Source organism: Providencia lanzhouensis, assembly GCF_050469745.1.
Lineage (GTDB): Bacteria > Pseudomonadota > Gammaproteobacteria > Enterobacterales > Enterobacteriaceae > Providencia > Providencia lanzhouensis.
In genome coordinates this window covers 3402174-3416727 of the sequence record NZ_CP174123.1, presented here as the reverse complement: position 1 = coordinate 3416727, position 14554 = coordinate 3402174, and the positions used below count along the sequence as shown (strand labels likewise).

Annotated in this window: 11 protein-coding genes and 1 tRNA gene; 9 read left to right on the top strand and 3 right to left on the bottom strand. The window is 38.5% G+C overall.

The genetic code is table 11. The features are described from left to right. Positions 1 to 22: 22 nt before the first annotated feature. The gene (locus tag ACIH2S_RS15990; protein WP_430247712.1) at positions 23 to 619 is read left to right on the top strand and encodes a GNAT family N-acetyltransferase; all 597 of its coding nucleotides are present in this window, start codon (positions 23 to 25) and stop codon (positions 617 to 619) included. 60 nt (positions 620 to 679) lie between these two features. On the opposite strand, the gene ACIH2S_RS15985 is transcribed toward ACIH2S_RS15990, so the two are convergent. Further along, the gene (locus ACIH2S_RS15985) at positions 680 to 1753 is read right to left on the bottom strand and encodes an NAD(P)H-dependent amine dehydrogenase family protein (RefSeq protein ID WP_108478447.1); all 1074 of its coding nucleotides are present in this window, start codon (positions 1751 to 1753) and stop codon (positions 680 to 682) included. A gap of 355 nt (positions 1754 to 2108) precedes the next feature. Here ACIH2S_RS15985 and ACIH2S_RS15980 point away from each other — a divergent pair. Continuing rightward, positions 2109 to 2185: transfer RNA gene (locus ACIH2S_RS15980), tRNA-Ile, on the top strand. Positions 2186 to 2262: 77 nt separating this feature from the next. On the opposite strand, the gene ACIH2S_RS15975 is transcribed toward ACIH2S_RS15980, so the two are convergent. Beyond that, on the bottom strand, positions 2263 to 2811 hold the full coding sequence (locus tag ACIH2S_RS15975; RefSeq protein ID WP_321146964.1) for an RBBP9/YdeN family alpha/beta hydrolase: 549 nt from the start codon (positions 2809 to 2811) through the stop codon (positions 2263 to 2265). Positions 2812 to 3979: 1168 nt separating this feature from the next. On the opposite strand from ACIH2S_RS15975, the gene ACIH2S_RS15970 reads away from it, so the two are divergent. The 7 genes from ACIH2S_RS15970 to ACIH2S_RS15940 all read left to right on the top strand — a co-directional run bounded on the left by ACIH2S_RS15970 (position 3980) and on the right by ACIH2S_RS15940 (position 10351). Further along, positions 3980 to 4546 (top strand): fimbrial protein, encoded by a 567-nt coding sequence (locus tag ACIH2S_RS15970; protein WP_036956196.1) that lies wholly within the window; start codon positions 3980 to 3982, stop codon positions 4544 to 4546. A 155-nt stretch (positions 4547 to 4701) separates the two neighbouring features. Beyond that, entirely contained in the window at positions 4702 to 7173 is a 2472-nt protein-coding gene (locus ACIH2S_RS15965; RefSeq protein WP_430247710.1) for a fimbria/pilus outer membrane usher protein, read from the top strand. A 22-nt stretch (positions 7174 to 7195) separates the two neighbouring features. Further along, positions 7196 to 7936, top strand: a complete 741-nt coding sequence (locus ACIH2S_RS15960; protein WP_108478449.1) for a fimbria/pilus periplasmic chaperone — start codon at positions 7196 to 7198, stop codon at positions 7934 to 7936. A 34-nt stretch (positions 7937 to 7970) separates the two neighbouring features. Further along, entirely contained in the window at positions 7971 to 8453 is a 483-nt protein-coding gene (locus ACIH2S_RS15955; RefSeq protein WP_036956202.1) for a fimbrial protein, read from the top strand. Positions 8454 to 8464: 11 nt separating this feature from the next. Beyond that, a complete protein-coding gene (locus ACIH2S_RS15950) occupies positions 8465 to 8968 on the top strand; it encodes a fimbrial protein (protein WP_108478450.1) in 504 nt (167 codons plus the stop codon). Next, entirely contained in the window at positions 8965 to 9477 is a 513-nt protein-coding gene (locus ACIH2S_RS15945) for a fimbrial protein (protein ID WP_036956207.1), read from the top strand. Before ACIH2S_RS15950 ends, ACIH2S_RS15945 begins: the two co-directional genes overlap by 4 nt. Positions 9478 to 9496: 19 nt before the next feature. After that, entirely contained in the window at positions 9497 to 10351 is an 855-nt protein-coding gene (locus ACIH2S_RS15940) for a hypothetical protein (RefSeq protein WP_036956210.1), read from the top strand. 64 nt (positions 10352 to 10415) lie between these two features. Here ACIH2S_RS15940 and ACIH2S_RS15935 read toward each other — a convergent pair whose 3' ends face one another. After that, the gene (locus ACIH2S_RS15935; protein ID WP_430247709.1) at positions 10416 to 14291 is read right to left on the bottom strand and encodes an Ig-like domain-containing protein; all 3876 of its coding nucleotides are present in this window, start codon (positions 14289 to 14291) and stop codon (positions 10416 to 10418) included. Positions 14292 to 14554: the final 263 nt, after the last annotated feature.

The following is a 14554-nucleotide window of genomic DNA, read 5'->3' as shown; positions in this document are numbered from 1 at the left end:
GAGTTATTCAGGAAATACGCCGATGAAAGAGATTTGCCAAGCTGTCACCTTAGAAGGCAACCATGTTCGATTAGAGCTACTGACTCATCACCATGATGCTGTTTATGCTGAGATTATTGAACGAGATAAGCTACATTACCTGTGGTATACCTCGGTACCTGAACCGGAAAATGTCGCGAAAGATGTCGATATGCGCCTTGCGCGTTTTGCCCATAAAGAGATGGTGCCATTCGCGATTATTGATAAACGTACAGGCAAAGCCGTTGGCATGACCTCGTATATGCGGATCGACCAAGGGGTTCGCCGTGTTGAAATTGGGGCAACATGGTATGGAGCCGAAGCTCAGCGCACACCAATCAATACGGAAGCTAAGTACTTGTTATTAAAAAATGCATTTGAAGAATTAGAGTGTGTTGCCGTAGAGCTAAGAACACATTTTTTAAATCATCAAAGCCGTAAAGCGATTGAGCGTTTAGGGGCAAAACTCGATGGGATTTTACGTAACCATATGCTAACTCGTACGGGTGAGCTACGAGATACCTGCGTTTATAGCATCTTAAGTAATGAGTGGCCGGCAGTGCGTCGCCACTTAGAATGGCAGATGACAAAGCCTCGCTAAGTCAAAAAAATAGCCCACGGAATGTGGGCTATGTGATTAATATTCAATCAAGTCAGTTGATTATAAATATTCGTGCATCGGTTTGGTCATATACACGTTATTTGGCATTTTTTCTGTGGTGGTGTAGCCCGCAGGGCTGTTGATCAGCGCTGGGATACGGTTAACCAGGTTTGCGCAGGTGAGTTCCACGGTTGCTGGGTTATTCACTTCAATCGCCGTATCTGGCTCGCCAATGAGCTGCCAACTGTTTTTGTCGCACTCATCCGCCGTTAAAATTTTACCGATACATTCCGTTTCTAAGGTGACACCTTCTGCTGTTTCAGTGATCACCACGGCAGACAACCCTAAAACATCGCCTTTTTTCACCGTCATTTTTAAAGTATCTGAATAGATATCTTCTTTGGCAATTTGCGGCACGCAGCGCTGAGTTTGATTGGTAATGGTCAGACCTAAACGGCTGCACAGCCAACCATTTTGTGTCCACATGTACGGTGGTGCATATTCACCGCTCTCAATTTTCTCAGCGATAACCGCGTATGGCAGGTCGTTATAGTTACCAATTTGCTGATTGAATTCGTCGACAGTTAAACCTGCACCGTGACCTTTTGCCAGCGCGATGCCGTAATCTTCCACGTTATAGCAGCTAGAGCCTTTGATTTTGACCAGTTTGTGCATAGAACCCGCCAAGGTATCGATAAGCACGCCCCAGAACATATCTGGGTAGCCGCTGCCCGCTAAAGTGCAGTTATTCGCTTTAGCTAAAGCATCGAGTTTTTCAGTGATCTCAGGGGAAGAGTTCCACGGATAGAGAGCTTCTTCACCTGTTGATATTGCATTAACGCCATGGCGAGCGAAGAGGGAGAATGCATCTTCTAAATCGGTCATGGTACTGAGGGTCGCAATAATCCCCACGTCAGGTTTTAAGGTTTCTAGGGCTTTATCCGCTTCATTCAGTGGCTGGATTTTTACGCCAGTTGGCGCCGTGCCTGCAATTTCACCAATGTCTTTGCCAATCACGGCAGGGTTGATATCAAAAGCCGCCACAACTTCAGCACCGTGTTCTTGTAGGTAACGGATGAGAAATTTGCCCATCTTTCCACAACCATATTGAACTGCACGTACTTTTTTCATCATTATCGTCCTATAGCTGTTTGTCTAATATCATCATGTTCTATATGAAGTATAAAATTATTGTTTTATATCAATCAATTGAATAAAGAATGCTTAATAAATTAGAACAGGAAAACTCAATCTTTACGCCCGATTATTTACTATAGGGTAGTCGTTAACGCAGGTTTGTTCATAAATGGCGTTCTAATAAAGAATGGAATCCTAGAATAAAATTCGATAATTAAGATAGGAATGATGATTTTCGATGATGCCATGCCATTGAATTATATGGCATGGCTATGGCTTGGATACAAATTCACCATACAGTATTGAAATACTAGACCTTCACCAAAACAGCACGTATAATCGGCACCACTTTGGCCCCTTAGCTCAGTTGGTTAGAGCAGGCGACTCATAATCGCTTGGTCACTGGTTCAAGTCCAGTAGGGGCCACCAAATTTTAGCTGTTAAATCAGCGCAAAAAGCCACTTCGAAAGAAGTGGCTTTTTTGTGTCTGGAGCACAGGAAATAAACTACCTGCCAACAAATCCTCTCCCCGTAAACTCTTCAATCAACCGCTCGCCTTCATGCCATTCGCCATATCCTGCATCAGTATTTAAATGCTCACCGCCTTTAACCAACATAAGCTGGCTGCCCCATGTTTCGGCAAGCTGATGGGCTTTTTCAGTGCCAAGATGCGGATCATTATCGGTATAAATAAGCAAAGAAGGGCTTGGAAGCTTTTTATTGGGGAGCGGTCTCTGCTGTTGAATATCGAGTAAGGCAGAAGGGGAATCAACATCTGCTGGGGTGGCTAGGATCATTGCCTTTACTCGATTGTTGGGAAATTGGCTTGCCCATTGCGCCACACAAACGGCTCCGCAACTGTGTCCAATCAGTACCAATTCACCCTCTGTATTTTGAACCATGTCGTTTAGGCGCTCTATCCATTTATGGTTAGGGGCATTCCAGTCATCCTGAATGACGCGCACAACATTATGGTATTTTCTTTCTATATAGGATTGCCAATGTTGAGAGCCGGAATTGGTATAGCCAGGAACAATAATAAAAGTGGTGGTCATCTTGCTTCTCAGGTTGTCTGGGTGAATGTAATCTTAATCGGTGCGAACTAAAGTTAGCTAGCAATTTATCTGTTAGCGTTAAATCAAAATGTTATTTAAATGAGCCATTCGGAATAATACGAAATAGCTTCTGATGATTTTGCTTTTAACGCATTTAATGCGTTACTTATGAGTTTGTAATAAATAATTAAAAATAAAATCAATGTATTGCAGTTAATCCTATTTTCATCACACATTATGATTGTCACCATTGTAATGACTACTAAAGTCAAATTATTTAAGGTGGGATGAGTTTCAATTTAACTTATGTAAAGGTTACTCATATGAAGGATAATACTTCACTAGATAATGAATTTTCAGGTTTCAATGCATTTCATCTGATTTGATAAAGGCTCAATGAATGCATTTGAGCCTTCGTGTTTCTTTTTACCTAAAGAGCATTTGCCATTCTAATTTCCTACCTAGCTATTCTTATATACCAGTCAATACATCCCTGAAATAATCACTATGGTCATCATATTTGAGTGTGAAATAGTACCTTAATGAAATACTGATTAGACCAGAATATATTTTATTCACATTGAATAATTCTCATTAGGTATAATAAATGAGACTGAGTTCTTATTTATTAGAAAAAATAGCAGATGGGAGTAAATTAGAATTAACCATTTTCTTTTTGATACATATAAATTTGGATTAAAACCGAAAAAAACTATTACGCTAAATTGTGGTAATTGGATAATTGAAGATAATAATACGCGTCAAAGATGTAACCAATTGCAAAAAAGTAATGTCCGATGTATGTGAAAGAAATGTTGTTAAGTATGAATCAATGACACATTATCTGTAACTGATTGATTTATATAGTATCAAAATAATCTTAATATGAGTAAATGTATCAAAAAATAACTGCCTATTGAACTTCTTGTTTTCGATAGGTGATGGCGACTTTACAGCTTTTAAGTGTAATTATAGTATTTGTGTGAACCAAAGCTCAAAAGGCAAAAAGATTTAATTAACGTATTCATAAATATATCGTGGTTTTACCTAAGTATATTTAACTATGTCTCGTATCTGAAATTTAAGCTTCTATTGTAATTAATAATTAATTACAGGAATTCTTATTATCTTTTTTCTTTAAATTACGACTTAATTGAGGATTTACCAAATGAAATTAAATAAAACTCTTATGGCTATCGCAGCAACGACATTAATTGGTTTTGGTGCAAACGCAGCACCAGTTAACCACGGTAATGGTAAAGTTACTTTCACTGGTAGCATCATCACTGCACCTTGTTCTATTGACCCATCTTCTATTGACCAAACTGTAGATTTAGGTCAAATCGCTGATGTGGTGTTAAAAAATGGTGGTACTTCAGACGGTCAATCTTCACCAGTTATGTTCGATATTAAATTAATTGACTGTACTGTAGAAACAGGTGATTCCGTGAATATTACATTTTCAGGCGCGGCCGCTACAAATGATCCTAAATCACTATTAGCTATTACAGGTACTGCTGCAGGTGCAGGTATCCAGATCGTAGATAGCAACAATGACCCAATCGTATTAAATGAAGTCACTAAATCTGAGCACAAACTGCAAGGAACAACTAATACCCTGCAATTTGCTGCATATGTGAAAGGTTTAGGTAGCCAAGGTAAACCAGAAGCTCCGGTTGATATTGTTGCAGGTGAATTCCAAGCGGTAACTGATTTCGTATTGTCGTATAACTAATTTAATGCATTAGTTATTAACGGTAAGCTGAAGTAATGAGACCAATCATTACTTCAGCTTAGAAAATTTATTAAAATTTAAGGACATCGTAATGAAAAAAGTTAATAATAAAATTATGTGTTCTGTGTTTTTAAATGTTAATAAAAAATAAAGTCATGAAAAAACTCATCACGGTATCTTTATTGCTGCTGAATCCATTAATTGCTCTCTCTGAAGAGGCTGTGGACTTCAATATTAATATATTGAACGCAGAAGATAGAGAAAATATTAATTTGGCAGTTTTTTCACAAGATCTTTATATTGTTCCTGGCATTTACCCCTTTAAACTAAGTATAAATAACGCGTATATACCTGAGCAGAAAATAACCGTTGTGAGTTATGAAGAAAAATCACAAGCGTGTTTAACGGATGAAATTGTCGAGAAATTTGACTTAAATTCGGAAGCTGAAAGTGTATTACAGTGGAATACTATTGATGGCTTAGAGTGTTTAGATATTGCTAGCTTAGAAGGAATGTCAGTAACACCTAATTTATCGACCGGAACATTAATTATTAATATTCCTAAAAGTTACCAGGAATATTCAGCCAACGACTGGGAATCAGCATCTCGTTGGGAAGATGGCATTAAAGGTATTATTTTTGACTATAATCTGACCTCACAATATAACCATAGTTTAGGTGATAACAAATCGAACAATACTTTTTTCCTTTCAGGATTAGGGGCGGTTGGCGCTAATTTTGATAGCTGGCGTTTACGGGGTTTTTGGCAAGGTTCATATAACCATGCACAAAATAGTCGAGTTGATGATACTCATGATATTAAATGGACGAATATTTATGCTTATCGAGCTATTCGCAGCTTAAAATCGAAATTAACTCTAGGTGAAGATTTTCTGCAAACAGATTTGTTTGATAGCTTCAAGTTTATTGGGATTTCATTACGTTCTGACGACAATATGTTACCGCCGAGCTTACGTTCATATGCACCAGAGGTGACGGGTTTTGCAGAAACGAACGCGGTAGTCAAAATTAGCCAAGATGGACGCGTTATTTATGAAAGCTTAGTTCCTGCGGGTCCATTTAGAATCCAAAATTTAAATAGCGGTATTTCAGGGACGTTACAAGTCAGAGTTGAAGAAAGTGACGGGCGTGTTTCAGAATTTGAAGTAGAAGCTGGAAACATTCCTTTTTTATCTCGTCCAGGTTCTGTGCGTTATAAAGTGAGCGCAGGTAGACCAACGGATATGGATCGCCATGTTATGGGGGATGCATTCGCACAAAGCGAGGTTTCATGGGGCGTTAGCAATGGTTGGTCAGTTTTTGGTGGCGCACTAAATAGTAGTCGATTTAACTCTTTTGCTGCTGGTGTTGGACGTGATTTGTTTCAATTTGGTGCAATCTCATTTTCATTTAATCATTCAATAGCAGCATTGACAGATGGACCGACCTTAAAAGGCAAAGCATTTAAAGTCGATTATTATAAAAGCTTCGAAGGAAGTAATAGTCAAATTCAATTGTCCGCATACCGTTTTATGGATCGTGAATTTATGACGATGAGTGACTTCCTTACTTATAATGACCAAAAAGATATTATGTATGCAGGACACAATAAAGGCTCTTATTCTGCATCACTAAGTAAAAACTTTACTGATTGGCGTTCATCCATAAATTTAAACTACACGCACCAAACCTATTGGAATCGCCCAAATAGTTATCGCTATAACATGACCTTTTCGAAATATTTTGATACCAGCAAGTTTCATAATATCGGTCTGTCTATCAACATGTTTAATAGCAAAATGCAGGGTTATCAAGATAACGGAGTTTATGTCAGCCTTTCAGTTCCATTAGCATCAGGAACTTATGTCAATTATTCAACGTATAATGGTAAGAACGATAATACGAATAAAGTGACAGTGAATGAGCGTCTTGAAAATAAAGATAACCTTTCACTTTCTATCGGTAATAATCGACATAGCGGAATATTTAGTAGCTATTATAGCCATAAAGGCAATATGAATGACTTTAATACCAGCTATAACTATATAAGTAATAACTCAATGTCATTATCTGCGAATATCCAAGGCGGCATAACATTGACGGGGTACGGAATAGGAATGCATCCAGTCACATCAACAGGTGGAACACGAGTTTTTGTTGATACAAATGGCGTTAAAGATGTCCCTGTAAAATATAACGGCACACATTTACGCTCTAGTGGTTCTGGAAAAGTCGTTGTACCAGATATTAATAGCTACTATAAGACAGACGTCGTTGTTGATATTAATAAATTACCTAAGAATGTTGAGGTTGCGGATTCCGTAACACGAACCACACTCACTGAAGGGGCAATAGGTTATCGTAGTTTTGATGTTATTTCTGGGATCAAAATGATGGTGATGTTGAGATTACAAGATGGAAGTTACCCACCATTTGCTGCGGATATTAAAAATAATGCTGGCAAGACAACCGGTATTGTGGGTGACCAAGGTGAAGCTTACATCGGTGGAATAAGACCGGGTGAGGCAATGAAAGTATTATGGCAAGGTTCTGAATGTACGATTACATTCCCACAAAATATCGAAGAGCATAATATTTACGACAAACTGCTCTTACCATGTAATTAATAATAATCTTAAAAGAAGGCTAATGTTTATGATGAAAAAATTATCCGTATTATTACTTAGCTGCTTCGTGACTGCGAATGCTTATTCTGCAATTTCAATGGACAGAACGCGTATTATTTATAATGGCGATAGCAATTCAGTCTCATTAACGGTAAGTAATAAAAATAACCAACTGCCTTATTTGGCGCAAGGCTGGTTTCAAGATGAAAAAGGCGAAAAGCTAACCTCTTATTTTACGATTTTACCACCAATCCAAAGAATTAATGCGGGGCAAACAAGCCAATTGCGTATTGAAGCTTTACCAGACATAGTGAAATTGCCTCAAGATAGAGAAAGCCTGTTTTTCTTTAATTTAAGAGAAATTCCACCTACAAGTAAAAAATCTAACGTACTGCAAATTGCATTACAAACACGTGTGAAGTTGTTCTATCGTCCAGCTTCTTTAGCGGTTGATTCCACGCAAATGAAAAATGCGCCGTGGCAGAATAAATTAGTGCTAGTCAAAAAAGGCGGTGCTATTTATGCCAAAAACCCAACGGCTTACTACGTGGTATTAAACAACATTAGAAAAAGTGCCAACGCAGAGAAAGCAAAAAGTTTTGTTGCTGTAGACGTTGCGCCATTTGCTGAGCAAAAACTGTCAATTACCGCAGATCAATTAGGTTCATCGCCAGTGATTAATTACATCAATGACTACGGCGGTCAGGTTGATGTTCCGTTTGTCTGTTCTGCAACAGAGTGTCACGCTCAAGCGGCTAACTAATCCCATAAGCAAATGAGAGAAATGGATAAATCGAATGTTTAAATTTAAGAACCTGTTTTGTCTTAGTTTACTGTTTTTTTTATCTGTGACTGCATTTGCGGATGGGAAGTTTGTGACAGTCAGAGTGAATGTTTTATCTGGCGGATGTGTATTGAATGATAACGAAGATATCTATGTGGATTTTGGCGATGACATCGTTATTGGGCAAATTGAGTCAGGTAAATACACAGAGGAAATTCCTTATAGTTTAAGTTGTGATTCGCGATTTGATGAGCTGTATATTGCTTTTGAAGGCGTTAAAGGGGAAACCTCAAACAGCCTGAAAGTCGCGGATACACCGGGTTTGAATATCAAACTGTATATTGATAACAAGCCTATGGATATCGGTTCTCAATATGAGATTGATAATATCCAATCTTTACCTTCTTTAACCGCAGAACTGGCACTGGCTAATGGGATAAGACCTGTTGGAGGTGAGTTTTCTACTGCTGCAACACTAACTGTAGGATATCATTAAGGTATTATCTTATGAAAAAGCTCTTGTTATCATTCGTTTTATTTCTGGCATACACAAGTGTGGCACAGGCTGTCAAAGTGAGCTTTAGAGGAAATTTGATAGAGGGAACGCCATGTGTCATCAATAATAATCGCCCGATTGAGGTGGATTTTGGTGATGACTTGGTGGTTTCGTTAGTGCCGACCAAAGATGGTACAAAATATATAGAAGATATCGATTTTGAATGGGAATGCGACAATATCTCATCTGGAATGGATGTGATTTTCAGTTTTGAAGGCAAACGTTCTTACTTTGATAATGATTTATTAGCAATTAATGAACAAAGAGATATTGCACTGCAAATTTATTATGATTCAGACACATTGAGAGTGAACGATACGTTTGTATACACCTATGAATCTGACTATAAAAAACCTGATCTGAAGGCGGCATTAGTAAAAAGTAGCTCAAGTTCTGCTCGTGTCGAGCCGGGCGAGTTTACCGCTAGCGCGACATTAACGGTTGCTTATCCATGAAGATAATCTTCTTTACTCTATTACTTTATTTCTCCGGGAATGCGTTCGCGGATGAGGTGAATTTTTCTGGAGTATTGAGACACGCCATTCCTTGTATCGTCAATGGCGGCGAGGAGCTTGTGGTGCCATTTCATGAGGTCAATGATAAAGACCTTTATCGTCAAAGAGATATCTCTGAAGTCTTTGAAATTACACTCTCTGAGTGCGAGTTTTTACCTGATTTTTCATTTTCGATGTCATTTACGGGAATCAGTAACCCGAAAATTAAAGGTTCGCTGCGAATTGATGGTGACCCCGGTGATCTGGGCTATGCCATCGTGTTGAGTAGCGATAATGGCAATGTGGATATTAATAGCCAATACCCTATTGTTGGAATGAACGGTAGTAAATTCCCTAGCGTGATCCCGCTGAAAGCTTCCATTTTGGGGGAAGAAGACGCAATCAAAAATAAAAGTATTAAACTCGGGGATTTTAGCGCCACCACCACTTTTAATATCTATTACGAATAACTCGGTTGTTAAGGATATTATGAAAAAACTTATTCTTATCTGTTTGTTAGCGATATCGTCTTTTCAATTTGCTCGGGCTGAATTTGCAGCGCAAGGTGAGCTTGTTACTGACCATGGCGCATGGATGGACACACGATATATTTTACGCGGGGACTTACAACACGATAATCGCCCGATGGCTGTGCAAACGACAGGCAGTTGTCCTTGTGATATAGAGTTAGGATCTTGGGGAACCTATGCAGATGGTGGGTATGGTGCGGGTACCTCACACATTGTTAACTTTGATACTCACTCAGTGAGATTAAGAGAGCGAAGTTCATGGGACGAAAGCCCCGTTACGTTCAGTGAAGTGGCTAGAGCATTAGAAAAAGATAACGTTTTAAATAGGCAAATTCCGGGACGTTGGCAGTTTTATCCGAGAAGGCCTGGAGTTGGATACTGCTTCAATTTAGGTATTTTGTATCGACAAAAAATGCAGCGTGAGCAAACCGCAGATAACCCAATAATTCTCTGTTCACCGTTAGACCCTGCTATTACTAACTGTGATATTGAAGGTCCAGACTACATTGACCACGGCACATTATCCAATAGCTCGATGAATGGTCATACTGTGAGAGAAAACTTTACGATCAGCTGCACAAATCCAACGGATGTTAAAATTTCTGCTGTCGCAGGATTAGATAATGATAACTTCATTTTTATGGCGGATGGGCTAGAGTCTGAAATTAAAGTCAATGGTGCGCCATCAACCATACTTTCGGTAGATTCATTTGTGAAACAAACTTTTGATGTTTCCAGCACATTAAGAAAAACCAAAGATCTTGCTCCGGATGAATATTCAGGTATTTTCCTGTTATCAGTTGAGCTCCCTTAGTATTCAAGCATAAAAGACAATGGCAGGGTTTTGGTCAATACATCGAGACTGAAACCCTGCCATTTTATCTATCAATGGTAATAAAACGAATTGCACCCAAGAAAACACGATTGATTGATGAAGTTTGACTATTCCATCCTGTAAACCCGATAAATTGTTCTCCCGATGGGATTTGGTAGACATAAGTTTGTGGATTAGTGCAGGTATTATGTGCTTCTCCAATCACCTGGTTACTTGTGGGCTTGTAGAAGGTTAATTGACCGATGACCAGTACGCCTTGGAAGCGGCACACAATAACATCAATTTTTGTCACCGAATCTGTGTTAGTTATGGTCGTGGCCGTTCCTCCCGTTCCACCGGAATTTCCGATAGAATCCACGACCCAATCCCCTTGACCCGTTAACGTATATCCAGGAGGCTCTATCAAGTATTCAGAGGCTGAATTGGGTTTGCTGGTGGAATCACCATATATTGGTGACATGTTCAATTCACTGACGGTCAATTTTGCGGGTATGACGGTGACAGGGACACCTTTATAACCTGTACCAGTACTGCTAACGCTAATATCGACGATCCCTTTCTGTAGACCTTGAATTTCCCCCGGAGATATTGGTCTCGCCACACTGGTATTACTGGATATCCAATTGACTTGGTTAGCATTTAATTGAATTTCACTTTCTACACCATCGCTGGATTTAACGAATAATTGATAATCATATAGGGCGGTCACTCCTATTTTATGATCTAAATTGCTTAACCTGAATATATAGGTATACACGCTAATTGTTGGTGACTGGGCAGTATAAGTTGAATACAGCACTGTTGCGGTGATCTGGTAATCACCAACAGTGGAAGAGGTGACAACCGCCGTATATTGACCAGGAAGGGTTTCTGTCACATTGCTTATCTTAAGTTCGTTATTATTGGCGGTAAATTTCACATCATTTTTAACCCCTGTAATCGGTTGATTATTCTTATCGAGCATAGTGAGCGTGATTGTGGTTCTTCCATCCTCTGTTGCACCCGATGAATTGACGATACGTGTTTTATCTAGCGTGAGAGTTGATTTACTCGGGTCAATAGCACTGGTAAATGTGACGGTGACATCTTGGGTACTATTATTAATCGACAGGGCAATGACGCTGGGTCCCTGCAGACTACTGGTCAAGGAAATAATGGTTTCACCATTAATATCGGTTTCTGGAATTGGACCAATGCCAATATGGGGATCCGCAGTCACAGTGACTCTTTGACCTTTTATAGGGTTATTATTGGCATCGATGATTTTGACTTTTATTTGATTAATTTCGATTTTATCGGCTTTAGCATCATTTTTGACGACAGTAATCGCACTTTTATCTAATTGGGCTGTACTGGTATCTGCAATAAAATCAACTGAAACAGATTGTGAGCTGCCGTTTAGCTCTGCCGTTATTTTGTATTGCTTAGCTTCAGTGCTTGTGATGGAGAATTCAGTTTCCCCCGCAGTATTCGTTGGTGAAACAGTACCTACAATCACGCCAGTATCGGTACTCACTGTAATGATTTGGTCTGCAAGTGGATTACCATTTTTATCCGTCACGATAACCTTGACGCGATCGGTATCAACACCATTGGCTTTAGCATTATTTTTGGTGATTACCATGTCATTTTTATCAATTTTCGCAGAGTTGTTATCCCCAACAAATGTCACGTTTAGGGATTGGGTACTGCCATTAATTTCAGCGGTTACTCGATATTGAGCCGCTTTGAGGCTCGTGAGCGTAAATTCTGTTTCTCCCTGACTATTGGTTGGCGAGATTGCGCTGATAATTGCACCATTTTCTGCTGTCACTGTAATTACTTGATTTGGAAGCGGGTTGTTATGGGCATCCGTAACGATAACTTTAATTTTATTCGTATCAACACCATTAGCCGTCGCGTTATCCTTCACCAAAATCATATTGGCACTATCAATTTGAGCCGTGCTCTTATCGGGCATAAACATCACGTTGACGGTATGGTGACTGCCATTAAATGTTATTGTGATTTCACTATTACCCGCATTAAAACTGGTTAAAGAGAAAATCGTATCGCCATTTGCATCGGTAGGGGTAATGTTACCCACTGTTGCGCCATTATTTGCTGATACACTAATCAATTGATTTTCTATTGAATTTCCAAATTTATCCGTGATGTGTACAGAAATTCGGTTAGTGGCTTTGTTATTGGCGACGGCATTATCTTCAATAACGACAATATCAGATGATATGATTTGGGCGGTGGAACTGTCAGCGATAAATTGGAGAGGCTTGCTGGATTGATAACCATCTTCTAATTTAGCAATCAATAATCCTTGTTGGGCTTTTTGCCCCCAAATATTGATAATAATCTGTCCGTTACTGTCCGTTGGTAATGTGAGCGGAGAAGCACTGGAAATATTATTGCCAGATAAAGTAAATGCGGATAATGGCGAGAAACCTGATAACGTAAATTCGACATTGGTATTTGAGAGCGCTTTTCCGGCAGCATCGGTGACTGTCACGGTTGCTTCATAGTTATCTGAATCATTGGCTGTCACAGAGCCTTGAGGAACGACGGTAAAAATAGAAATCATTCCTGACATCGGTTTTACATTTAAACGGGTTGTCGCCGTATTCGATTTATTCCCATTATTATCGATTGCAATAGCCGTTACCGTATAGGTTTTAGGGTTGTTTTGAATGGGAGGTAAAACAATTTTGATACTGTTTACGGAGGTTTTAATAAAGCTTCCTCCATCAGCAATCAGTTCAGGGGCTGACCATTGAATGTCTTTGACGCCATATTTAGACTTTATAATTGTTGCGGTTAGATTGATCTGTTGCTTTGATTGCACCTCTAATTCATTAGGTAATGAAATGGTGAGCAATTCTTGTTTCTTATATTGCATGACGATGTCGTAGTTTCGGTCGACAAAGTCGTAACGTAATCCTGTAAGAGAACGCATACTTTTGACTGAGTCAGCAGATAATTGGCGATTCAGTGGAAGATCAAACCGATAATTAATCTGGAGCATCGCAGATGTATCGCTGGAGCTGCCTACGGACTGGTTTAATTTCATCGTTACAAGCGGTATTGGTGTATAAGAAACGCCAACACTATAAAGGCTTGGGTTATTTTTTAAGTCTCTTAAATATGAACCATTGTTAATATTTACATTCTTTCCATAATAATGCTCGTATTTTAAATTTGCTCCAAATTGAGGATAGTCTGGAAGAAACCCTTCGAATCGAACATCAAAACCATTAGCTGGACGCTCATCAAAATCACGCCAATTATCTAATTTAGAACCATGCCAATCACTCAAGCGAAAATAACCATTGCTTGATAGTTTAATAAAATCAGCGGATGCTTCAGCGCCTAAACCTAAGCGTCTATTTGAAGATGTTGAATCATAAAACGAGTTAACTCCCCACATCCAATCATTATTAAGCTGACGATAACCGAATCCCATATTCGTTGTTGTACGATCTTCATTAATTTGTAATCCCAATTGGGTGAAGACAATATGGCTATCTTTATCATATAAGGGATAGAGGATAGCGGCATTACCGCTTTTATCCGTGTTAAATTGAATGCGGGCATAAGCAACCTGATTAAACCAATTATTAATATCACGGTTAATCTTCTGCATTAATGTATTTTCTAACATATTTCTAGCAGTATTGGTGCTATTTTCACTACTCAGGATTGTACCTAACTTGCTTCCTTTTTCAGCAATAAATTTCTGATTGTTATCTTGTTTATTTATTGGCTCTGTTGGCAGTTCAGGAAGGTCATTAATAGATTGCTCTGATGTGTTTTCTAATATAAGCCAATGTTCTTGTTTGTTTTCATTAGCATTACCAATAGGAAAAAAACTCCAAAAAATAAAAAAAGATATTTGAAGTAAAATTAATGATGTGAATTTTTTATTCATTGTATTCATTTTTATTGTCTATGCTTACATTAATGACAATCAAATATTGATATTATTTATCTGTCTGGGTTGATTTCGTTTTTTTTTTAAAGTTTATTTTTGATTTTTAATTATAGGGTACATTTATTTTTATTGGTGGAATAATGATTAATTTATTTTCGTCTTTTAATTGATTATTTGAAAATGAATGAAATGTTATTTTTAAAATAAAGTTTCGAACTCATATACCATAAGAAAACTTAAAAACGCTTTATTTTTTGATC

Coding starts and splice junctions, on each gene's coding strand:
- ACIH2S_RS15990 (WP_430247712.1), top strand. CDS start 23: ATGAAAGAGATTTGCCAAGCTGTCACCTTAGAAGGCAACCATGTTCGA.
- ACIH2S_RS15985 (WP_108478447.1), bottom strand. CDS start 1,753: ATGATGAAAAAAGTACGTGCAGTTCAATATGGTTGTGGAAAGATGGGC.
- ACIH2S_RS15975 (WP_321146964.1), bottom strand. CDS start 2,811: ATGACCACCACTTTTATTATTGTTCCTGGCTATACCAATTCCGGCTCT.
- ACIH2S_RS15970 (WP_036956196.1), top strand. CDS start 3,980: ATGAAATTAAATAAAACTCTTATGGCTATCGCAGCAACGACATTAATT.
- ACIH2S_RS15965 (WP_430247710.1), top strand. CDS start 4,702: ATGAAAAAACTCATCACGGTATCTTTATTGCTGCTGAATCCATTAATT.
- ACIH2S_RS15960 (WP_108478449.1), top strand. CDS start 7,196: ATGTTTATGATGAAAAAATTATCCGTATTATTACTTAGCTGCTTCGTG.
- ACIH2S_RS15955 (WP_036956202.1), top strand. CDS start 7,971: ATGTTTAAATTTAAGAACCTGTTTTGTCTTAGTTTACTGTTTTTTTTA.
- ACIH2S_RS15950 (WP_108478450.1), top strand. CDS start 8,465: ATGAAAAAGCTCTTGTTATCATTCGTTTTATTTCTGGCATACACAAGT.
- ACIH2S_RS15945 (WP_036956207.1), top strand. CDS start 8,965: ATGAAGATAATCTTCTTTACTCTATTACTTTATTTCTCCGGGAATGCG.
- ACIH2S_RS15940 (WP_036956210.1), top strand. CDS start 9,497: ATGAAAAAACTTATTCTTATCTGTTTGTTAGCGATATCGTCTTTTCAA.
- ACIH2S_RS15935 (WP_430247709.1), bottom strand. CDS start 14,291: ATGAATAAAAAATTCACATCATTAATTTTACTTCAAATATCTTTTTTT.